The 22,345-nt window shown below is 41.3% G+C and carries 23 protein-coding genes and 1 riboswitch; of the genes, 7 read left to right on the forward strand and 16 right to left on the reverse strand.

Annotated features, from left to right (window positions below):
• Positions 1-44 precede the first annotated feature (44 nt).
• A riboswitch (TPP riboswitch) is annotated at positions 45-147 on the reverse strand.
• 137 nt (positions 148-284) lie between these two features.
• The 3 genes from LU293_RS01445 to prmB all read right to left on the reverse strand — a co-directional run bounded on the left by LU293_RS01445 (position 285) and on the right by prmB (position 3,634).
• Positions 285-1,028, reverse strand: a complete 744-nt coding sequence (locus tag LU293_RS01445; RefSeq protein ID WP_242748157.1) for an ABC transporter permease — start codon at positions 1,026-1,028, stop codon at positions 285-287.
• Positions 1,029-1,038: 10 nt separating this feature from the next.
• Positions 1,039-2,451, reverse strand: a complete 1,413-nt coding sequence (gene radA / locus LU293_RS01450) for a DNA repair protein RadA (protein WP_242748158.1) — start codon at positions 2,449-2,451, stop codon at positions 1,039-1,041.
• 67 nt (positions 2,452-2,518) lie between these two features.
• Positions 2,519-3,634 carry a 50S ribosomal protein L3 N(5)-glutamine methyltransferase gene (prmB, locus tag LU293_RS01455; RefSeq protein ID WP_242748159.1) on the reverse strand — a complete coding sequence of 372 codons (1,116 nt, stop codon included), beginning with the start codon at positions 3,632-3,634 and terminating at the stop codon, positions 2,519-2,521.
• A 457-nt stretch (positions 3,635-4,091) separates the two neighbouring features.
• Between prmB and LU293_RS01460 the strand changes: the two genes are divergently transcribed.
• Positions 4,092-5,264, forward strand: coding sequence for a cupin domain-containing protein (locus LU293_RS01460; RefSeq protein ID WP_242748160.1), 1,173 nt, complete (start codon positions 4,092-4,094; stop codon positions 5,262-5,264).
• A 90-nt stretch (positions 5,265-5,354) separates the two neighbouring features.
• Here LU293_RS01460 and LU293_RS01465 read toward each other — a convergent pair whose 3' ends face one another.
• Entirely contained in the window at positions 5,355-6,089 is a 735-nt protein-coding gene (locus LU293_RS01465; RefSeq protein WP_242748161.1) for a DDE-type integrase/transposase/recombinase, read from the reverse strand.
• A 149-nt stretch (positions 6,090-6,238) separates the two neighbouring features.
• On the opposite strand from LU293_RS01465, the gene LU293_RS01470 reads away from it, so the two are divergent.
• Both LU293_RS01470 and LU293_RS01475 read left to right on the forward strand, forming a co-directional pair.
• Positions 6,239-7,216: an NAD(+) kinase gene (locus LU293_RS01470; protein WP_242748162.1), complete on the forward strand. Its 978-nt coding sequence runs from the start codon at positions 6,239-6,241 to the stop codon at positions 7,214-7,216.
• 15 nt (positions 7,217-7,231) lie between these two features.
• The gene (locus LU293_RS01475) at positions 7,232-7,522 is read left to right on the forward strand and encodes a YeaC family protein (RefSeq protein WP_242748163.1); all 291 of its coding nucleotides are present in this window, start codon (positions 7,232-7,234) and stop codon (positions 7,520-7,522) included.
• Positions 7,523-7,672: 150 nt separating this feature from the next.
• On the opposite strand, the gene LU293_RS01480 is transcribed toward LU293_RS01475, so the two are convergent.
• Positions 7,673-8,005: a helix-turn-helix domain-containing protein gene (locus tag LU293_RS01480; protein ID WP_242748164.1), complete on the reverse strand. Its 333-nt coding sequence runs from the start codon at positions 8,003-8,005 to the stop codon at positions 7,673-7,675.
• A 118-nt stretch (positions 8,006-8,123) separates the two neighbouring features.
• Here LU293_RS01480 and LU293_RS01485 point away from each other — a divergent pair, with 118 nt between their 5' ends.
• Together LU293_RS01485 and LU293_RS01490 are read left to right on the forward strand one after the other, a co-directional pair.
• Positions 8,124-8,306 carry a hypothetical protein gene (locus tag LU293_RS01485; protein WP_242748165.1) on the forward strand — a complete coding sequence of 61 codons (183 nt, stop codon included), beginning with the start codon at positions 8,124-8,126 and terminating at the stop codon, positions 8,304-8,306.
• 19 nt (positions 8,307-8,325) lie between these two features.
• Complete coding sequence (locus LU293_RS01490; protein WP_242748166.1) at positions 8,326-8,670, forward strand: hypothetical protein; 345 nt, start codon at positions 8,326-8,328, stop codon at positions 8,668-8,670.
• 50 nt (positions 8,671-8,720) lie between these two features.
• Here the strand turns inward: LU293_RS01490 and LU293_RS01495 are convergent, their stop codons facing one another.
• From LU293_RS01495 to ispF, 8 genes are all read right to left on the reverse strand, one after another.
• On the reverse strand, positions 8,721-9,560 hold the full coding sequence (locus LU293_RS01495) for an integrase core domain-containing protein (protein ID WP_242748167.1): 840 nt from the start codon (positions 9,558-9,560) through the stop codon (positions 8,721-8,723).
• A gap of 150 nt (positions 9,561-9,710) precedes the next feature.
• Positions 9,711-10,685 (reverse strand): AEC family transporter, encoded by a 975-nt coding sequence (locus tag LU293_RS01500; protein WP_242748168.1) that lies wholly within the window; start codon positions 10,683-10,685, stop codon positions 9,711-9,713.
• Positions 10,686-10,829: 144 nt separating this feature from the next.
• Positions 10,830-12,710: a tRNA uridine-5-carboxymethylaminomethyl(34) synthesis enzyme MnmG gene (mnmG, locus tag LU293_RS01505; RefSeq protein ID WP_242748169.1), complete on the reverse strand. Its 1,881-nt coding sequence runs from the start codon at positions 12,708-12,710 to the stop codon at positions 10,830-10,832.
• Between the two features lie 57 nt (positions 12,711-12,767).
• A complete protein-coding gene (locus LU293_RS01510; RefSeq protein WP_242748170.1) occupies positions 12,768-13,295 on the reverse strand; it encodes a GNAT family N-acetyltransferase in 528 nt (175 codons plus the stop codon).
• Positions 13,296-13,345: 50 nt separating this feature from the next.
• Positions 13,346-13,678 (reverse strand): hypothetical protein, encoded by a 333-nt coding sequence (locus LU293_RS01515; RefSeq protein WP_242748171.1) that lies wholly within the window; start codon positions 13,676-13,678, stop codon positions 13,346-13,348.
• Between the two features lie 65 nt (positions 13,679-13,743).
• Positions 13,744-14,079, reverse strand: a complete 336-nt coding sequence (gene grxD / locus LU293_RS01520; RefSeq protein WP_242748172.1) for a Grx4 family monothiol glutaredoxin — start codon at positions 14,077-14,079, stop codon at positions 13,744-13,746.
• A 66-nt stretch (positions 14,080-14,145) separates the two neighbouring features.
• Positions 14,146-14,715 (reverse strand): cysteine hydrolase family protein, encoded by a 570-nt coding sequence (locus LU293_RS01525; RefSeq protein ID WP_242748173.1) that lies wholly within the window; start codon positions 14,713-14,715, stop codon positions 14,146-14,148.
• Positions 14,712-15,242: a 2-C-methyl-D-erythritol 2,4-cyclodiphosphate synthase gene (ispF, locus tag LU293_RS01530; protein ID WP_242748174.1), complete on the reverse strand. Its 531-nt coding sequence runs from the start codon at positions 15,240-15,242 to the stop codon at positions 14,712-14,714. Before ispF ends, LU293_RS01525 begins: the two co-directional genes overlap by 4 nt.
• 149 nt (positions 15,243-15,391) lie before the next feature.
• On the opposite strand from ispF, the gene mnmA reads away from it, so the two are divergent.
• Both mnmA and purB read left to right on the forward strand, forming a co-directional pair.
• Positions 15,392-16,573, forward strand: a complete 1,182-nt coding sequence (mnmA, locus tag LU293_RS01535; protein ID WP_256462114.1) for a tRNA 2-thiouridine(34) synthase MnmA — start codon at positions 15,392-15,394, stop codon at positions 16,571-16,573.
• An 87-nt stretch (positions 16,574-16,660) separates the two neighbouring features.
• Positions 16,661-18,046, forward strand: a complete 1,386-nt coding sequence (gene purB / locus LU293_RS01540; RefSeq protein ID WP_242749592.1) for an adenylosuccinate lyase — start codon at positions 16,661-16,663, stop codon at positions 18,044-18,046.
• A 54-nt stretch (positions 18,047-18,100) separates the two neighbouring features.
• On the opposite strand, the gene thiI is transcribed toward purB, so the two are convergent.
• The 3 genes from thiI to ppk1 form a co-directional block, all read right to left on the reverse strand.
• Positions 18,101-19,555 (reverse strand): tRNA uracil 4-sulfurtransferase ThiI, encoded by a 1,455-nt coding sequence (gene thiI / locus LU293_RS01545; protein WP_242748175.1) that lies wholly within the window; start codon positions 19,553-19,555, stop codon positions 18,101-18,103.
• Between the two features lie 106 nt (positions 19,556-19,661).
• Positions 19,662-20,141, reverse strand: a complete 480-nt coding sequence (locus LU293_RS01550; protein WP_242748176.1) for a YchJ family protein — start codon at positions 20,139-20,141, stop codon at positions 19,662-19,664.
• Positions 20,132-22,336, reverse strand: coding sequence for a polyphosphate kinase 1 (gene ppk1, locus LU293_RS01555; RefSeq protein WP_242749594.1), 2,205 nt, complete (start codon positions 22,334-22,336; stop codon positions 20,132-20,134). The genes LU293_RS01550 and ppk1 overlap by 10 nt, the downstream gene beginning before the upstream one ends.
• Positions 22,337-22,345: the final 9 nt, after the last annotated feature.

The following is a 22,345-nucleotide window of genomic DNA, read 5'->3' on the forward strand; positions in this document are numbered from 1 at the left end:
ATTTAGAATAAAGCTAACAGCAATCTGACATAAGCCAAAAAAAAATAGATTAATCATAAGTTTCCTACGCCAGTATTAACTGTATCAGGTTCACGGGTATCATCTCAGCTTTTTTGTATAATTTAAAAAGCACCCCGACTATTTTTACAGTATAGATAATTAATAAAAACTTTGCAACGCTTTTATTAAGCTTTTATTAAGCTTTTATTAAGCTTTTATTAAGCTTTTATTAAGCTTTTATTAAGCTTTTATTAAGCTTTTATTAAGCTTTTATTAATAACTGATTATTTTACATAGTAATATCTTAAGACACGCCTTTCGATAAGCTTTATCAAAGCAATTAACATCAACGTCAAAACACTAATAAAAAATATCACCGCAAACATATTATCAAGCTCATAGGACTTTCTTACTCGAGTCATATAAACACCAAGCCCATGATAACCGCCCAACCACTCAGCAATCACCGCCGAAATTAACGCATAAGATAAGGCAACTTTTAACCCCGTAAAAAAATAACCCATCGCAGAAGGGATTTTTAAGTGGCGATACAGCTGGTATTTTGTGGCTTTTAATGATTGAAATAAATTAAGCTGTTCTTTTTGGATTGAGTTAAAGCCATCAAGCAGTGCGATTGTCATTGGAAAAAATACCGACAATACCACCAAAACCACCTTTGGTAAAATACCATAACCAAGCCAAATCACCAAAAGCGGAGCTATAGCAATGGTAGGTATGGTCTGATTTAATAACAAAACAGGATAAGTCAGCTCTTTAAAAATTTTAGATAAATCCATCAAAATCGCTAAAACAAAACTTAATATAAGTCCAATCACCACACCTAAAAACGCTGTCCATAGCGTATATTTGGCATGCATGCCCAGCAATGCAATATCATCAATAAATGCCCAAATAATCTGCCAAGGAGAAGGCAGTAGATAATCTGGCACTAAGCCAAATCCCACCACTGCCTGCCACATGATGAGTAATAAAAATACCAAACTATGCTGTTTTAGGTGGCGTATCATCTAGCGTGCCTTAAAATAATTCAAATGCCTTAGCAAGAGCATCATCGAGACGATCGACAGCGATGACGTGAATGCCGCCAAACATCGTTTGGTCTTTTGGGGCATTCGCCTTAGGAATGATGGCATGAGTAAAGCCGTGCTTACTGGCTTCTTTTAAACGCTCTTGACCGTTAGGCACAGGACGAATCTCACCGCTCAGCCCCACTTCTCCAAACACGGCAAGGCGTGGCGGCAATGCTTTAGCACGCAAGCTTGATGCACAAGCAAGTAACACCGCTAAGTCTGAGCCTGTCTCCATAACTTTAACACCGCCGACGACATTGACGTACACATCCTGCCCACTCGTGTGAATGCCACCATGGCGGTGCATGACAGCCAGTAACATGGCTAAACGCTGATAATCAAGCCCTAAAGCCATACGTCTTGACTGCCCATGACTGTCATCAACAAGGGCTTGCACCTCCACGAGCAGTGGGCGTGTACCTTCACGGCTCACCATCACCACCGAGCCTGCGATGGGTTTTTCATAACGACTTAAAAAAATCGCAGATGGATTAGCCACTTCCTTAAGCCCTGTATCAGTCATGCCAAAAATACCAAGCTCATTGACTGCACCAAAGCGGTTCTTGACTGCACGAATCATACGAAAGCGACTGTCACTCTCACCCTCAAAATACAACACCGTATCTACCATGTGCTCTAGTACTCTAGGGCCAGCAAGCGAGCCTTCTTTGGTAACATGACCAACAAGAAATAAGGCGGTTCCCGTCTGCTTGGCAAAACGAGTCAGCATGGCAGCAGACTCTCTAATCTGTGCCACGCCACCGGGAGCAGACTGTATCGCCTCTGTGTATAACGTCTGAATAGAATCTATCACCGCAACAGCTGGCTGTTCGCTGGTTAAGGCTGCACAAATGGTCTCAACATTCGTCTCAGCAAGCACACGCAAGCGATCGGTCGGTAGGCACAGACGCTTGGCACGCATAGCGACCTGAGATAAGCTTTCTTCACCTGTGATGTATAACGCTGAACCTGCTAAGCTATCAATCGCTGCCATGTTAATGGCGGTTTGTAATAGTATCGTAGATTTACCAATACCTGGGTCTCCACCAATTAGCACCACAGAACCTGCTACAAGCCCGCCACCAAGCACACGATCAAACTCACTAATCCCTGTCGGCATACGAGTCTCAAGTGTAACACCCACTTCATCAAGGCTCATCACCCCACTGACTGCACCAGCATAGTTTGTCACCTTGGTGCTGGCACTACCAGAAGTTGATTTAGCGGTGCGATGGTGTGGCATGGCGATGTTCGGTGCTTCTATCAGCGTGTTCCACTCGCCACAGTCGGTGCATTGCCCTGACCATTTGCCATAATTTGCACCGCATGACTGGCAGACATAGCTTGATTTTTTTGCCATGAAATAGCTCGCTTAATACGTCAATGACTTAACTTAAAACATCAATGCAGGCTTTTACGCTATCGCCTTACTCACCTTTTACCCTTGCTACTTGTTTGGCAAACTCATCACGGTAGTCAAGCAATTCTTCACAAGTAATCGCAAACACACCACTACCGCCTTTTTCAAACTCTAACCAATCAAATTGGATATTCGGATAAGCTTGGCGTAAATGCCATTCGCTATCGCCCACTTCGCACACCAAAAGCCCATCACGGGTGAGATAATCTGGTGCATCGTGTAAAATTTGATGCACCAAATCTAAGCCGTCTTGTCCTGCTGCTAATGCATGCTCAGGCTCGTGCAAAAACTCAGGCGGTAGCTCTGCCATCGCTGCTGAATCCACATAAGGCGGATTTGTGACAATCAGCTCATACTGATTTTCAGCAGGGATTTTAAAAAATAAATCTGATTCTATAAGCGTAACTTGATGTGCCAAATCATGATGCTCAACATTCGTCCATGCCACTTCTAGTGCGTCCTTATCAATATCAGCAGCATCGACAGTTGCATCAGCAAATACAGTCGCCAAAGCAATGGCAATACAGCCTGAACCTGTACATAGATCTAATATTCTTTCAGGTGGTGCAAGCTGCAACTCTCTTAGACCATGCTCAAAGAATTGGGCTTTTTTGGCATCATCAACATCAAAATAAGGATAAAAACGCTGATTAATCAGCTCAGCAATTGCCGAGCGTGGAATCAGCACACGCTCATCAACATAAAATGGCAAGTTACAAAAATACGCCAAGTTAATCAGATAGCTAAGTGGCTTACGCTGAATGATTCGTTCAGAAAGCAAGGTTAATACTGCACGCTTTTCAGCTTGGGTTAAGCGGCAGTCTAAGATTTGCTCATCTGCTGACCATGTTAAATGCAAAGAATGTAAGACAATAGCAGCGCTTTCTGCAAATTCATCTGTTGTTCCTTGGGCGACTACCACGTCATATTGGCGTAACTTCGTCACACAAAAGCGAATAAAATCACGGATACTAATCAGGTTTTCTTCAGCCTGAGCCAAATCTTGATACAGCTCAGCAATGTCCGCTTGGGTTATCGCCTCGTTACCCTCTTCTAAAAAATACTCAAACTCTTGTTCTTGCAACTCGTCATCATATGAATTTACTTCGTTAATCTGCGTCATCATTCGCCCTTATTTTTGGTATCAATGTATCGTTATTTTAGCACAATTATGCCAAAATTTTGCTTTCTGATTGGTTTTATGATAAAAAATTGCTAAACTATATAATGTGTTGAACTTTTGTATTTGCCATGAAAAATAAAGAAAAATCACATATTTTTTCAAGCAAAAAAGGCAAGTCTAATATTTGCATCAGACAAGTTTTAAAAAACCAAAGCACTTAATCATTAAAGTTGATTTTAACTTAACCAATTAAGTGGTAGAGTAGCTATTTTTCATATAAAACGCTTAACATATGATAAAATGATTTTTATCTTAAAAGTGTTATATATCTTAAAAGTGTTATAAGCTTTAATACACTAACCATATTTATACAGTAAAGACAGCTTGGCTATTGGTTAAGAATATCACACCAAAGCCCAAGCCAACAAACCAAAAAAAACACAAACTAAGGCATATCATGACAACCACCGAACAATGCGATCGCTTACCCTTTTGCCTACCTAATGGCATCACACCTGAAGTATTTTTACAAGACTATTGGCAAAAAAAGCCTTTACTCATTAAAAATGGATTGCCTGCAATCATTGGTATGTTTGAGCCAGAAGATGTGCTAGATTTAGCAGTACAAGAAGGTGTATCAGCCAGACTTATCACCCAAAAACAAGACAATCCCACTCAGTGGAGCCTAAAAAATTCCCCGCTAAGCGAAAGCGACTTACAAAACACCCCAACTTACTGGACTGTGCTTGTCCAAAACCTAGAAGCGTGGTCGCCTGAGCTGGGGACGCTATGGCAAGCGTTCGACTTTATCCCAAAATGGCAACAAGATGATATTATGGTATCAGTTGCCCCTAAAGGTGGTAGCGTTGGTGAGCATTATGATGAATACGACGTATTTTTAGCACAAGGCTTTGGATCTCGTCGCTGGACTTTAGGTAAGATGTGCGATCCTACGCCAAATACTGGTACTGCTTTCGTACCAAATCAGCCCATTCGCTTGCTTGATGATATGGGTGAGATTATTTTTGATGAAGTTTTAGAAGCAGGCGATGTCTTGTATGTGCCACCCTGTTTGTCGCACCATGGCGTTGCGATGGATGATTGCTTAACTTTTAGCTTTGGGTTTCGCCGCCCTAATCTTGTGCAAGTATTAGATGAAATCGCTGATATCGCAACCACAGAACACGCCCTATTTTCTCCCATGCTCTTACCCCAAGCCATGCAAGACAACCCAAATGAGCTAAGCCACAAGAGTATTCAATCCATTAAATCTAGGCTTATTGAGCTGCTAAACTCATCGGCTGGTGATAGCATTATTCAGACTGCCATTGCTGAGCTTGTCAGCAAGCGTCAATACGATTTACTTGCCTTTGAAGATGAGATAACAACAGACGATCTGATGGATCGATTATCAAACGGTGAAGTTGTCATGCTAAACCCCGCCAGTCGCTTTGTGCTATGTGATGACAAATGGTATGTCAATGGCGATTTGATTTGCCTTAAAGAAAGTGAGCATAGCTTATTTGTCAGATTAATCGAAGGCGGCGTTCTAACCATTGATGATATACCACCAAACACCCTACCAAGCATGACAGCTTGGATAAACGACAGTTGGGTGGTGTTGATTTAACGTCTTAATTGTAAAAACCTCAACTGTTATTTACACTTTGACTAAAATAAAGTTCAAGCCACTCATAAGGTGTTAAAGTTTGAGTTTTGCCTAAACTGTGTTATAGAAGTTAATAAAACGATTTAACTCTTGTTGTCTGTGTTGGTTATCTATGAACTCATGTTTATCATGCCACATTTGTAGTAATGTACGTATAACACGCTCCGCTTTACCATTAGTCTGTGGTCTGCCTACTTTGGTAAATTTTTGATTGATGTTATTTTGATAACAGGCTTTAACAAATTCATGGTCTTTTGTCCCTTTATACTCTGTGCCATTATCAGAATAAATCACATCAATGACATAAGGACAAGGCTTTATCACATGCTCTATTAAAAATTTAGTGGCACTGCATGCTGTCTTGTCAGGCATAATAGTCGCATACAGCTCACGAGAGTAATCGTCAATGGCAACAAATAGATATTCTCTTGGGCTTTGTGTGCTCTGCCCTTTAAGTAGTGGTAAGCGTTTGGTATCAACATGTACCATCTCACCGGGGTAGCTTTTATTGTAACGTCTGGCTTGTTTTTTGAGTTTGTCTTGAATTGACTTTTCCACCTTAGCCAGTCTTTTAATCCCAAAACGTGCTTGTTTAAAGCGGTTATTGGTGCTATTTTGGGGTTTAAGTAGGCGAATGCGAGCAAGTTTTAAAACTTTATAAATCGTTGGTCGTGATACGCCATAACGCAAAGCTAGTGAAGTGACATTTTCTTTGTCTGTATGGTAGGCTTGCCATATCGCTTCTCGTTGATAGGGTAATAGTCTGGTATTTTTATGTATGTTCATGGCGTTATTTTCTCATAAGAGTGTAAATGACGCTAGTTTATATTACATATAAATTAAAAAAGCATACCCACCAAAACCCACCAAAAACTTAGGTTGTGCTATTGTGGGATTTTTTGATATGATACGCTTTATTTTTGTTGTTGTGTGCTATGTCAAATTTTGTGAATAATTATCCAAAACGCCCAAAATTTCAGCGTATCGCTTTGATGGGGCGTGCTGGTAAAACAAGCGTGGTTGAGACTTTAAATGAGCTGATTGCATTATTGAGCGGTAGGGGGCTGTCTATCGTCATTGATACGCAGACAGCGACAATTGAAGACTTGGGCATTGATTTTGATCAAGTAGATGGCAATCAGTTGAAGATTGTACCACGCCAAAAAATCGGTGAGCATTGTGATTTTGCCATCGTGGTCGGTGGTGATGGCTCTATGCTACAAATGGCGAGCGTCTTGGCAGGGACGGGCGTGCCTGTGCTTGGTGTGAATCGTGGGCGACTTGGATTTTTGGCAGACGTAAATCCTGATGAATTGACCGAGCGAGTAACGCAGGTGTTAAATGGCGATTATTGGATTGCGGAGCGTTTTTTATTGGCATTTAAAATTGTCAATAATGATGATGACGGCAAACCGACCGATGTGGTGATTCATGAAGATGTGGCATTAAATGACATCGTTCTGCACGCAGGCAAATCGGTGCATACCATTGATTTTCAACTAAAAATTAACGGAACGGACGTGTATCGTCAGCACGCAGATGGTCTAATCGTAGCGACACCAACAGGCTCAACCGCTTATTCTTTATCGGCGGGTGGACCTATCATTCACCCGACCATTGATGCTATTTGTCTTGTGCCTATGCACCCGCACACGCTATCGAGCCGTCCTTTGGTGGTGGCGGGCAGTAGTCAGCTTGCCATTAACATTCATAAAGACAATCGCACACAGCCAATGGTTGGGGCGGACGGCAAGGCATCAGCACCGCTTGATAACAACCAAACCCTACTCATCGCCAAGCATGATAAGACTTTGTTGCTCTTACACCCGCCAAGTTATAGCTTCTATGAGGCGTGTCGCACGAAGCTTAATTGGAATCTGTACAGCGAAGAATTTTCCCTAAAAACAGAATAAGCCCAAGGAAATACGATGAATAAAGAAGACATTCTAAACAGCCTAAATCCCGAAATTGTCGCCAAATTCCGCACCGCCATTGAGCTTGGCAAGTGGGAAAATGGTGTGCGTCTTACCGATGAACAGCGTCAGACCTGTATGCAGGCGGTGATGGTGTGGGAGCATGAATACTTGCCCGTTCATGAGCGCACAGGCTATATCGAAAAACCAAAAGATGATAAGGGCAATACGGTGGGCGAAGAATGCGATGTTGAGCATGAACATCATTATCCTAATGCTGAGCGACCTGTGAAGTTTAAGAACTAGAAGATGTTTTGACTTTTAAAAACCCCTGTTGACTACTTTTGTCAATAGGGGTTTTAAGCATTGCAAATCTAAAATAATACATTCGAAAGATTGGAGTTTTGACATGTGATTGGCAATCTTAATCCAGTTTCTATGATCAGCTTAATAGCATTATTTGGTCAAGGTCTGGATAAGTGTTAAAACTGCCCTTTTCTGTTCATTAGTCAGTTTTTGCCAAGCCGCATCATAAGAGTTTTGTTGATAATCCACTTTCTTTATACAGTCTTCAAAAAAATAGTCAATTGGAGTTTGCAAAAGATTAGCAATTTCAACCAAATGAGCTACATTAATTTTGTTCACACCTCTTTCATATCTTGACAGTTGTTGTTGTGATACATCTAGTAGTTCTGCCATCTTTTCTGCAGACCATCCTTTTTCTTTACGTTTTAATTGAATTCTTTTTCCGATTAATTTATCAATCTGAGTGCTGATAATTTGCGCCATCTTAAAACCAAGTTGATTTATAAAATAATCTATTTTTGTTCAAATTCATACTTGAAAGAAGAGTAATAAAAGTTTATAATGTAAAATAATTACTCATCTATAGATTATTGGAGATTTTATGAGCGATTCTCGTGATGCATTTGGTGGTATTTTTGCTTTGGTTTTCACTGCAGCATCAATAATTCTTCCTATTTATTCAGCCATTGTTGATTTTTCTAGTGATAAATTTATGTGGGCGGCAATTGATATTATTATTTTTCCGATAGGTATGATTCGCGGTCTAATGTACTTATTTAGTTGAAATCATGAAAAGGTTGGTTTTGACTTTTATTGCCTTATTTTTATTGGTATCTTGCAGTAAACATGATAGAAATAGTATATTTCAAAATGCTGTTTCAGATGACGAGGTGCGCGAATTATTTATCAAGCGCAATATTCGTGACTGCCAAAGGGGTTTTGTCTTGGGACTGGAGGGTTTGGAAAAAAATTCAAAAGATTTGTGTGATTGTATTTTGAATGCTACCGCATCCTACATAAAGATTGATGACCTTAGAACGCTAGTTGCACCAACAACCTACCTAGATTATTATGAACAAGATAGGTTGAATAAAGAGTTGTATTCAGCTCTAAACTTTGGCATATCCCAATGCTATGGTGGATATTGATGATAATCTTGCAATCTGTTAGGTTTATTTTATGAGAAAGTGTAAAAACCTCAACTGTTATTTACACTTTGACTAAAATAAAGTTCAAGCCACTCATAAGGTGTTAAAGTTTGAGTTTTGCCTAAACTGTCTTTTTTGGTTAAGGCACTATGTGGCTTAACTGTGTTATAGAAGTTAATAAAACGATTTAACTCTTGTTGTCTGTGTTGGTTATCTATGAACTCATGTTTATCATGCCACATTTGTAGTAATGTACGTATAACACGCTCCGCTTTACCATTAGTCTGTGGTCTGCCTACTTTGGTAAATTTTTGATTGATGTTATTTTGATAACAGGCTTTAACAAATTCATGGTCTTTTGTCCCTTTATACTCTGTGCCATTATCAGAATAAATCACATCAATGACATAAGGACAAGGCTTTATCACATGCTCTATTAAAAATTTAGTGGCACTGCATGCTGTCTTGTCAGGCATAATAGTCGCATACAGCTCACGAGAGTAATCGTCAATGGCAACAAATAGATATTCTCTTGGGCTTTGTGTGCTCTGCCCTTTAAGTAGTGGTAAGCGTTTGGTATCAACATGTACCATCTCACCGGGGTAGCTTTTATTGTAACGTCTGGCTTGTTTTTTGAGTTTGTCTTGAATTGACTTTTCCACCTTAGCCAGTCTTTTAATCCCAAAACGTGCTTGTTTAAAGCGGTTATTGGTGCTATTTTGGGGTTTAAGTAGGCGAATGCGAGCAAGTTTTAAAACTTTATAAATCGTTGGTCGTGATACGCCATAACGCAAAGCTAGTGAAGTGACATTTTCTTTGTCTGTATGGTAGGCTTGCCATATCGCTTCTCGTTGATAGGGTAATAGTCTGGTATTTTTATGTATGTTCATGGCGTTATTTTCTCATAAGAGTGTAAATGACGCTAGTTTATATTACATCTTAATTAAGTTTAACGTCTTATTAATTAAGAAGACAGCCTAATGAGTTGTCTTTTTAGAATATTCTTAGAATGTATTGAGCCTTGATCATACTTTTTATAACTACACCCAACCTATCAGTCTTAAAAGCACCATGCCCACCGTCAGACTTATCATACTAAATACTGTCGTGAATGCTAAGATATTTGCTGCCAGCACATCGTTACCACCCATTGCCTTTGCCATCACATAGCTTGCTGCTGCCGCAGGACTTGCCACCATAACAAATAGCACGCCAAAATATAAAGGTGGCAATGCCATCATAACCCCTGTCATTACCGCCACTAAAGGAGCGATGATAACCCGTCCGATACTTGCCTGCATTGACACACCTGATAAGGTGAACATAGATTTTACATTTAAAGCTGCACCTGTGCAAATCAAGGCTAAAGGTAAGGCAGTATTTGCCAAAAGCTGTCCTGTATCAGCGATGGGCTTAGGCAGACTTGGCAAGTCCAAACCTTTATAAACAAAGGCACAAACCAATGCGATAATCAGCGGATTTTTAATAATATTTACAGTGATGCCAAAAAATTGCTGTGATAAACCTGCAGAACGCTGCATGCTTGTGCCAGACAATGCAATCACGGCAAGCACGTTATATAAGATGGTAATTACACCCATATACACCGCCCCCACACTCGTACCAAGCTCACCGTACGCATTGGTCACAACTGACAAGGAAATAATCGCCATATTAGAGCGAAACACCCCCTGCACAAACACACCTTTATCACGCACATCAGGCACTCGCCATTTGGCATATGCCACCGAACCAAAAAACAGCACAAAAGTGGTCAAAAACCCTGCACCGATTAACGTTATCTGTTCGCTATAATCAATCTGACTTTTAATTACGCTTAAAAACAACAAACAAGGCAAGCAGTAATTAAACACAAGCTTGCTGGCAGTATCCACAAAAGTCTGATTTAGCATGGTAAATCGCTGCAAGCCAAAGCCTAACGCCATCAAAGCAAGGTTAGGAAATACGATGACCAATGCAAAACTGATTGCCTGTAATACAGTAGTAAACGCCATCACACACCCCTATAACTACCGCCAACAATAAACAAACTCATCAATTTAGCATCATACCAATAAAATATCTTGTTTTAACGAGTCTATGCGTAACTTTTATGATACAAATCTAAGCGCAGGTAGGCATCATTTCATCGCTAAGAATTAGAAAGCTGTTTTAGCTTTTTTATTTTTTTTGAGCGTCATCGCAAGCAAACTCACCGCTGCAGGCGTTACACCGCTGATACGCCCCGCCTGTGCTAAAGTTGCAGGTCTGACATGGCTTAGCTTTTGCACGATTTCGTTAGATAAGCCTGATACTGACTGATAGTCAAAATCATCTGGAAGTGGCATTTCTTCTAGGCGTTTTAATTGCTCAATTTCGTCATTTTGGCGACTGATATAACCTTCGTATTTTACCCCAATCTCTATCTGTTCACCCACATCAGATGATACATCGCTGTCAGCCACTTTAGCGATATCACTAAAGCTGATATTTGGGCGTTTTAATAAATCTAACAAATGATTTTCTTTGGTTAATATCTCACCTGTATTTTCCATAAATGCTTTACCAATCGCATTATTTGGTGTTGCCCAAATTTCTTTTAGGCGTGCCGTTTCACGCTCAAGTGCTTCCATTTTTTGGCTAAATACCGCCCAACGTTCATCATCAACCAAGCCAAGCTTTCGTCCGATTGCTGTCAGACGTTGATCAGCATTATCTTCTCTAAGTAATAGGCGATGTTCAGCACGGCTTGTAAACATACGATACGGCTCTTTTGTGCCATGTGTAATCAAATCATCCACCAACACCCCAAGATAGCTTTCAGAGCGTTTTGGCGTCCAAGGTTCTTTTTGCTGTACGCTTAGGCTGGCATTAATTCCTGCAAGCATACCTTGGGCTGCAGCTTCTTCATAGCCTGTCGTACCGTTAATCTGCCCTGCAAAATACAGATGATCAATGGATTTGGTTTCAAGTGTCGGTCTTAAATTTTGTGGGTCAAAATAATCGTATTCAATGGCATATCCAGGTCGAGTGATATGGGCATTTTCAAGCCCCTTCATAGATCGAATAAAATCAATCTGCACATCAAATGGCAGGCTGGTAGAAATACCATTAGGGTATAGCTCATGTGTGGTTAAGCCTTCAGGCTCAATGAAAATCTGATGACTGTTTTTATCAGCAAAACGATGAATTTTATCTTCAATGCTTGGGCAATAGCGAGGGCCTACCCCTTCAATCTTACCGCTAAACATTGGGCTTTGGTCAAGATTGGCGCGAATAATATCGTGAGTGCGTTCGTTAGTATGCGTAATGTAGCAGTTGATTTGGCGTGGGTGCATTGACACATCACCCATATAACTCATCACAGGTAGCGGCGTATCCCCCGGCTGCACTGTCATGACACTAAAGTCCACACTGCGTGCGTCAATGCGTGCTGGCGTACCTGTTTTAAGTCGTCCGACAGGCAAGTTTAGTTCACGCAATCTATGAGCAAGTGCGATGGACGGCATATCGCCCATACGTCCGCCATTTTGGTGCTTTAGACCAACGTGAATCACACCACCTAAGAATGTGCCAGATGTCAAAACAGCTGTCTTAGTGGCAATTTTTATTCCAGTGGACGTAACAACCGCCACAACTTTACCATTTTCCACCAAAATATCATCACAAGACGCTTGGAAAATGTGTAAATTCTCTTGATTTTCAAGAACTTGCCTAATGGCAGATTTATACAGCACTCTATCGGCTTGGGCACGAGTGGCTCGCACCGCTGCCCCTTTTCTAGCATTAAGCACTCGAAACTGAATACCTGCTTTATCGGTCGCCAGTGCCATCGCCCCGCCCAATGCGTCCACTTCACGTACCAGATGTGATTTACCAATGCCGCCAATAGCAGGGTTACAGCTCATCTGACCAAGCGTCTCAATATTATGAGTAAGTAGTAAAGTTTTTGAGCCCATGCGAGCTGCCGCCAAAGCCGCTTCGGTACCTGCATGCCCACCACCGATAACGACGACATCATAACCGTTTAAAAAGTTCATTTTTTACCTATCTTTATCATGCTTTTATGTATCATTCTTTCACAAAACCACTGTTAATTACACCATTGACTTTGCAAGTACTGTCACATCTTTAAACTCATCTTTGCCATTGTGGTTAAAACGACAAACTTGTTGCCAAACACCCCAGCACCCAAATCCAAATTTCTCAAAAAGCTTAATGCTTGCGATGTTATCGCTAAACACCAACGCCACAACATTGATAACACCTAATTCTTTGGCAATCTTTAGCATATGTTCTAATAAAAGCTTGCCTAAGCCTTGTCCGATAAACGCCCGATCGACATAAATGCTAATCTCTCGAGTAATTTTATAGGCAGGTAAAGGATGAAATTCACTTAAGCTTGACCATGCGATTAAGCGTTCATTTAGATAAACCCCTATAATAGGGCAGGTCTCATCATGCTTGGCAAACCATGCGGTTCTATTTACGATATCGACCTTGTGTTCATTGGCATTAGCTGTTCTAATGCCTTGATTATAGATACAAGTTAAAGCAGGCAAATCATCTAGCCCCACCGAACGAACTACTAACAGCTCATCGCAAGCAATCGCACTTTTATTCATCGCCACTTTTTATCACTTCATTACCGATAGCATGGCATAAAACACACCCATCAAATCAGACCTTCTTGCTTTAGCTGTTCTTTTGCCACATCGGGTAATTTATCGAGCATGGCAGATTTTAATTTTTCATCGCCCTTATCTAATACCATGTGAATAAGTGGTAACACATCAAATGGTAAATCGTCGGTTTTTTGGGCAAAGGCGATTAGATAATAAGCTGCCTGCACATCGCCATCTGCCATGACACGATTATAAACCACTTGCCATGACAGCTCACCTGCCCCGCCTGCCATCATAATCAGATGAATGGCTTGTAGGGCTGTGTTGGGGTTTTCGCATAAGATTAAAATATCATTAGAAATTTTTTTGATTTTTTGAGTCATTTTAAAAATCACCAAAAACGCCAAAAACGGTTATCTTCATAACCGTTTCTTAGAGCGATTGTCAATTATACTTCAGGGCTGTGTTCTTCAACAAGCGGTTTTAACTCGCCTGATTGATACATTTGCAAGATAATATCGCTACCGCCAATCAGCTCGCCACCTACCCAAAGTTGTGGGAACGTTGGCCAGTTGGCAATAAGTGGCAAAGTTTGGCGGATTTCTGGGTTTTCTAGGATATTAACGAACGCAAAAGGTCTACCGATTTGGGTTAATACTTCCACCGCACGAGCCGAAAATCCGCATTGGGGAAATTGTGGCGTGCCTTTCATATAAAGCAAAACGCTGTGGTCTTTGATTTGGTTTTCAATCAAGGATTTAACTTCAGGATTAATGTCGGTCATAAATTTCTCCATTTTAACATTAAAGTGGTTTAAATTAAGGCATGATTACTCATTTAAAATAGTAAGTTATAGCCTATTAAATAAGTCATCGCTACAGATAACGGTAGCAAATTCTTTGTGCAAACTTGCCAAAGCAGTCAAATGAATGGTTTGGGCATCGTACTTTTCGCCATGAATGCCAATTTTATCAAAAGTGGCGGTCGCATCTTCTACCACATACGTCTTGAAACCAAAATTACCTGCCATACGAGTGGTGGTAGAAACACAGTGGTCTGTCGTCAAACCCACAATAACCAAAACCTTGATATTTTGAGCATTGAGTATCTGTTGTAAGTTTGTACCAATAAAACCGCTGTTCACATTTTTGGTAATAATAAGTTCATCTTTGATTGGCTTGGTTAGTTCCATAAACTCAAAACCAGGATTATCAGGGTGTAATGGCGAGTTCATATCAGTACTGGCATGACGAATATGAATAATAGGTAAATTATTTTCACGCCATTTGCTCAAAAGCTGATAACAGACTGTTTCTGCATTATGATTGTTTCTGTTACCGCCCCAATGATTGCTTTGGTTAAAGCCTTGTTGTAAATCAATCAATAATAAAGCAGGGTTATTTTTTAGAAAATTGGTCATGGTGTATTTGCCATATCATCTATTAGATTGTTATTGTGTGGCGTTTTGGTTAGTAATACCACCGCATGAGCTTGCACACCTTCGCCACGTCCCAAATGCCCCATTTTTTCGTTGGTGGTAGCCTTAATACTAATGTTATCTTTGTTGGTTTGTAAATCTGTGGCAATGATGGCACGCATGGCATCACGATGGGGTAAAATCTTGGGAGCTTCACAAATGATACTAATGTCTGCATTGCCAAGAATATAGCCTTTTGAGAGTATCAATTCATAGGCGTGGCGTAGTATCACACGACTGTCCAAGTCTTTATTATCCGCCGATGTATCTGGAAAATGCTGTCCAATGTCGCCAAGTGTCAACGCCCCTAAAAGTGCGTCCGCCAAAGCGTGTAGCACCACATCACCATCAGAGTGAGCCAAAATGCTTTTGTTGTGGGGGATTTTAACCCCACCAAATACCACAAATTGCCCCTCTTTTTGCTCATCTACAAAGGCGTGAACGTCAATACCGTGTCCGATTTTTATCATAATTGTTCTTTTTGTGGTAAAATTCAAGGGTTAGTTTATCGTTTATGCTAAGTTAGATTGCTTGTAATTTTCCAATCCAACCAAGCATTGCCCATTTTACCACATTGCTAAAAAATACGCATTGAAAAATAATTTAAAGAAGTAAGCCCATGACACAGACCACTAAAACCACCCCTTTTACCCTAGATGACATCCCAAACCCTACCCAAACCAAAGTTATCGTTGGCATGAGTGGCGGTGTAGATAGCTCAGTGTCTGCTTTGTTATTAAAACAAGCAGGCTTTATGGTAGAAGGTTTGTTTATGAAAAACTGGGAAGAAGATGACGGCACAGAATACTGCACCGCTATGACAGATTTGGCGGATGCACAGGCGGTGTGCGACAAAATTGGCATACCGCTGCACACCGCTAACTTTGCAAGCGAATACTGGGATAATGTGTTTGAGCATTTTTTGGCAGAATATCAGGCATATCGCACGCCCAATCCTGATATTTTGTGCAACAAAGAGATTAAATTTAAGGCGTTTTTAGACTATGCCACCAACCCCAAATTTGGCTTGGGTGCAGATTTTATTGCCACAGGGCATTATGCCAATCGCTCGCATATCTTTAAAATCTCAGGCAAAACTTATGCCAACCTACTGCGTGGCGTAGATACGAACAAAGACCAAAGTTATTTTTTACACGCTGTTGGTGGGGATAAACTTGCCAAAACACTGTTTCCCATTGGGCAATTACAAAAACCAATGGTACGACAAATTGCCGAAGAGTATGGGCTTGCCACCGCCAATAAAAAAGACTCAACAGGCATTTGTTTTATTGGCGAGAGACGATTTAAAGACTTTTTACAAACCTACCTGCCTGCCAAACAAGGCGATATTTATAGCGATGACGGTCAAAAACTTGGTACTCATGATGGGCTGATGTATTATACCATCGGACAGCGTGGCGGTATTGGTGTGGGCGGTGTGGCAAATCGCCCTGATGAGCCGTGGTTTGTGCTACAAAAAGACGTGGCAAACAACCGTTTGATTGTCGGGCAAGGACATGACCACCCCTTATTATTAAGCCAAATGCTGACTGCGGTTAAAATGGACTGGGTGGCAGGCGTGCCTGATGGGCTACTTACCACAGGATATACTTGTACTGCCAAAACTCGCTACCGTCAGCCTGACCAAGCATGTACCGTCTTTGCCACCGATGATGGCATTAAAGCCATTTTTGACAAGCCCCAACGAGCGGTAACCGAAGGGCAATCGGTGGTGTTTTATGATGGCGAAGTGTGCTTGGGGGGCGGGGTGATTGAAAACGCACATTCACCTACAGCATAAACACCCCAAAACCCACAAATTATTAGATAAATTTGTTATAATAACCAACACTCATCAATCTGTTAAACTTAAGGAATTACCATGTCTTTGTCAGCTTTGACCGCCCTATCCCCTCTTGATGGTCGTTACGCCTCTAAGTGTGATGCCTTGCGTCCTTATTTATCCGAATTTGGTTTAATCCATGCTCGTGTTACCGTAGAAGTTCGCTGGCTTCAAACCCTAGCCAATCACCCAGAAATTGGGGAAATCAAGCCATTTTCTGATACCACAAATATTGCACTTGACGCCATCGTTGCTAACTTTAGCAGTGCAGATGCCGAACGCATTAAAGAAATCGAACGCACAACCAACCACGATGTAAAAGCTGTTGAGTACTTCCTAAAAGAAAAAATCGCCCACATTGATGAGCTAAAAAACGCAGGCGAGTTTATCCATTTTGCTTGTACATCAGAAGACATTAATAACCTATCGCACGCACTTATGCTAAAATCTGGGCGTGATGTTCTGCTTGATAGCATGAATGAAATTTTATCTAAAATTACCAAATTGGCTGAAGATTTTGCCGACCTGCCAATGCTGTCGCGTACGCATGGTCAAACTGCAAGCCCAACAACGCTTGGCAAAGAGATGGCAAACGTCGCCTACCGCTTATCACGCCAAATCAAACAATTTGAAGCGGTGGAATTGCTCGGTAAGATTAACGGTGCGGTGGGTAACTACAACGCCCATTTATCTGCCTATCCTAAGATTGACTGGGCAAGCAATGCTAAAAACTTCGTGGAAAGCCTAGGGCTAACCTTTAACCCCTATACCACCCAAATTGAGCCTCATGATTACATGGCAGAGCTGTTTGATGCACTGCGTCGCTTTAACACCATCTTAATCGACTTTAACCGTGACGTATGGGGTTATATCTCTCTTGGTTTTTTCAAACAAAAGCTTAAAGATGGCGAAGTAGGCTCATCAACTATGCCACATAAAGTTAATCCGATTGACTTTGAAAACTCTGAAGGCAATCTTGGTATCGCTAATGCGGTGCTGGCTCACTTAGGCGAAAAATTACCAATCTCAAGATGGCAACGCGATCTGACCGATAGCACTGTTTTGCGTAATATGGGCGTAGGTTTTGCCCAAAGTCTGATTGCCTTTGAAGCGTGCTTAAAAGGCATTGGCAAACTAGAAGTGAACGAAAGTCGCTTGGCTGAAGATTTAGACAATGCCCAAGAAGTGCTTGCTGAACCGATTCAGACTGTCATGCGTCGCTATAATGTTGAAAAGCCTTACGAAAAACTAAAGGCTTTGACTCGTGGTCAAGCCATGACTCGCCAGATGATGGTAGATTTTGTAAATAGCGATGAGCTTTGTGCAGTGCCAAGCGAAGATAAAGCACGCCTAGCTGAGCTTACGCCTGCCACCTACACTGGTAACGCAAGCGAACAAGCCAAACAGCTTAAAGACTGGCTTAGCAAGTAAATAAACAAACTAAAAAGCACTCTAAATTGAGTGCTTTTTATTATAGTTATCACATTATAGCTTTAAAACACCGACATTATTAAAGCCTTTATCAGTCAAATAAACAGCTTGCAAGCCGCTCATCACACCCTTTTTGCAATACAGCAAATAGTTGCTATTTTGATCAAGCTCACCAAATTTACTGCCAAGCTGGTAAAATGGCATGGCTACAACCTGCACATTCGGTAAAACTAGCGGATCATCATCTATCTCATCTGGCGATCGAATATCGATAATCACCGTATTTTCAGATAAGTGATGCACATGCTCTTGTTTTGCTACCTTTATCTCACCATTTATCTTATTTTTGACGTCAGTGATGTCCATTGTTACTGCATTTTTTATAGCCATCTGCAATACATCAAAGTCAAAATTAGCTTCGGTGGCCAAAAGTTTATGTTCCACTGCTTTTACGGTTGGTGACTTTGAGATAACACCACAAAACTCAGGCATGGATTTGGCAATATCAGCCGTGCCTATATTTTCAGCAATCTCGATGATTTTTTGTTTATCGTGCGTGATAAGCGGACGTAAAATTAAAGTATCAGCAACCTTATCAATCATATGCAAATTTGTCAGTGTTTGGCTAGCCACCTGCCCTAGTGCCTCGCCTGTCACTAAAGCTTCAATGCGGTAATTTTTGGCAATCTGACTTGCCACACGCATCATCATACGCTTTAACACAACGCCCATCTGCCCATCGTCAATCTTTGTTAAAATTTCAGCGACCACAGGCTCAAAATCTACTGTCGTAAAGCGAACTTTATGCGATGAGCTGTACTTTTTCCATAGCTCGTACGCCATCTGTTTAGTACCGATTTCGTGGGTCTTACCACCCATATTAAAGAATAAATAATGCACACGGCTACCACGACGAATAAACTCAAAACTTGCCACGCCACTATCAAAACCGCCAGATATCAGCGATAACACATCTTCTTGGGTACTCATAGGAAAGCCACCAAGCCCATCAAAACGTGCCTTGACGAACAGTAACTTATCGCCCTCAATCTCAAGCTTAACAGTTATCTGTGGATCTTTAAGCTTAACCTTAGCACTGGCAACCGCTTGATTTAGCCCGCCACCAACGTACTGCATGGCATCAAGTGAGCTAAAACCGTGCTTACCACGACGCTTAACACGCACACAAAAAGTCTTATCAGCGATGGCATCTGCATACCGTTCAATCGTTTTTTCGCAGATGTCATGCAAATCATTAAATGGCACTTCTTCAACTTCTAAAAAATGATGAATGCCTGAAATGCACATTAACGCATTTAAGATAAAATCTTTCTTTTTTTCATCTTTATTACGCACTTCAATATAGTCCCAATGCTGCATAACCGTAACCGTATCATCGCCTTCTTTGAGCGTTTTACGGATATTACCCGATAATACAGTTATAAAGCGTTTACGAACGCTTTGACTTTTCATCATAATCTCAGGATGAACTTTAATAATTAATTTCATAAAATACGTCTAACCACTTAGCTACTAAAAACATAAAACGCACACCGCACGCTTTATTTTATAAGTTTAAATCTACAAATTAAAAAGATATGTCAAATTTATTTAATTAAAACAAAAACTTAGCACAACAAGCCTTAAACTTCTCGCCACTGCCACACAAACAAGGCTGCTTATTCGTCAGATGAATGGGTAAAGTTGGATCAAGAAAATACCACCTATCTTGCACCCACACAAAGGCAGAAAGCTCATCATGACACCCTACCTTACCCATGCCATTATCAAAATACGCACAAAAATGCACCGTGGCATGACGCTTACCAATCTTGGGAAAGTGGTTTTTGATTTGTAAATGCGTCCAATGCATTTCATCAGCCCACGCCTGCAATGCCGCTTTATCAAGCTGTTCTTGCTGAGTAGGTAGTGTGGTATCAATAATATAATCAATATTCTTTAGTACAAACGCACTAAACCGTGAACGCATCAGCTTGTTAGCAGTAGGTGCGATGCCACCTATATGAAACGGACGACAACAATCGTCATAAGCGGTAGCACCGCCATCACCTCCACAAGGGCATACTAACGACATATCTTATCCAATAAAACCGCTTGGGCGTTATGGATTGGCTTATCATTATGCAACACTTGATTCCATTCACCACGCCCATCAAGCTCCCACGCCTGCACATTATCTTGTAGATAGTTCATCAAGCCATCTTGGTAAATCTGACAAAACAGCTTTTTATCTACAATCGGAAATGCTACTTCCACACGGTGCAATAGATTGCGATCCATCATATCGGCACTAGCACAATACAGCTTTTCATCGCCATCATTGGCAAAATAATACACCCGAGTATGCTCTAAGAATCTTCCAACGATACTGCGAACTCTGATATTTTCAGAAAGCCCTGCCACTTGTGGACGCAGACAACAGATAGAGCGAACAATCAAATCAATCTGCACACCTGCCTGACTGGCTTCATAAAGCTTCTCAATGATTTGACGCTCAGTGATGGCATTGCATTTTAGGATAATTTTACCCAGCTTACCATTTTTGACATGGTTAATCTCATTATCAATCATGGCAAGTAGACCATCATGCAAAGTAAATGGTGCGTGATAAATCTGATGTGATGGCATTGGGCGACCCATGCCTGTCAGCTGTACAAACACACCATGTACATCTTCACAAATCTCTTCGTTAGCAGTAAACAGCCCATAATCGGTATAAGCCTTGGCATTGCCAGCATGATAATTACCCGTGCCTAGATGAGTGTAACGGCGAATTTTGCCATTTTCTCGGCGAACAATCAGCATAAGCTTAGCGTGTGTCTTATAGCCGACGACACCATAGACGACAACAGCCCCCGCTTCGGTCAGCATATTTGCCACAGCAATGTTACTTGCTTCATCAAATCTGGCACGAAGCTCAATCACCGCAGTAACTTCTTTGCCGTTTCTTGCTGCTGCTGCAAGTGCTTGAACAATCTCAGAATTCGTGCCAGAGCGGTAAATTGTCTGCTTAATAGCAAGTACATTTGGGTCGTTTGCTGCTTGCCACAAAAGATTGACAACAGGGGTAAACGCATGAAACGGATGATGGACAAGCACGTCTTTTTTAGCGATGACATTAAACATGCAAGTACTATCATTTGGGTGTCTGACGCTCTCCATACCACGAAACGCTTTAACGATGGCTGGGGTAAACGGCTTAAATTTAAGCTCAGGACGGTCAAAATTAGTTAGCATTCGTGTTAGATTAACTGGACCATTTACACGATATAGCTGACTTTCATCCAATTTAAACTGATTTAATAAAAATTCATAAGTCGGTCTTGGGCAGTTGGTGGTTACCTCAAGCCTTACTTTATGACCAAAGCGGCGATTATCAAGCTCACCTTCTAATGCCTTAGCGATATCATCGACATCTTCTGCTAAGGCAAGATCAGCATTGCGTGTTAAGCGAAACTGATGGCAGCCTGTTACTTTCATCCCCAAAAACAGTGCGTCTACATGCTCATGAATGACAGCTGAGAGCATGACATGATGCTCTTTTCCGCCTGTCAGTTCATCAGGTAAGCGAATCACTCTAGGTAGTGAACGGGGAGCAGGTACGATGGCAAGGTTAATATCACGCCCAAATGCATCTTTACCCTCTAGACTAACAATAAAGTTTAGCGACTTATTCACAAGCCTTGGGAATGGGTGAGCAGGGTCAATACTGATGGGCGTTAACACAGGCAGTACCTGACTAAAAAAATACTCACGCATCCAGTCTTTTTGGGCAGGTGTCAGCTCATGACGCTTTAGGTAGCGAATGTCATGACGTGCCAGCTCTGGCAAGATACTGTCATTTAAGATACGGTATTGCTCATCAACAGCACGATGTGCGATTTGGCTGATTTCTGCCAACAATTCAGATGGCTTACGGCCATCTAGACTACTTGACTTATCGCCATTTTTTTGTTTTTGGAGTAAGCCTGCCACGCGAATCTCAAAAAACTCATCCATGTTTGACGAGAAAATCGTCAAAAAGAACATTCGCTCAAGCAAAGGAAAGCTAGCATTATTTGCCTGTACTAATACTCGAAGCTGAAATCTAAGCGTTGATAAATCACGATTGATGAAGCATTCAGGCGTAAAATTGCCCTTTTCATCTAAGACATCACCACGCAGCTGATACAGCTCTGTCGGTGGCGGCGTCTGCCCAAGAACGCTCTCAACTGCCTGTTGCTCAATGCTTGTGATGGCTTGGCTTATTTGGTTTTGATTTGTAGTCATCATAACCTT

The organism is Moraxella nasovis, assembly GCF_022701215.1.
Taxonomy (GTDB): domain Bacteria; phylum Pseudomonadota; class Gammaproteobacteria; order Pseudomonadales; family Moraxellaceae; genus Moraxella; species Moraxella nasovis.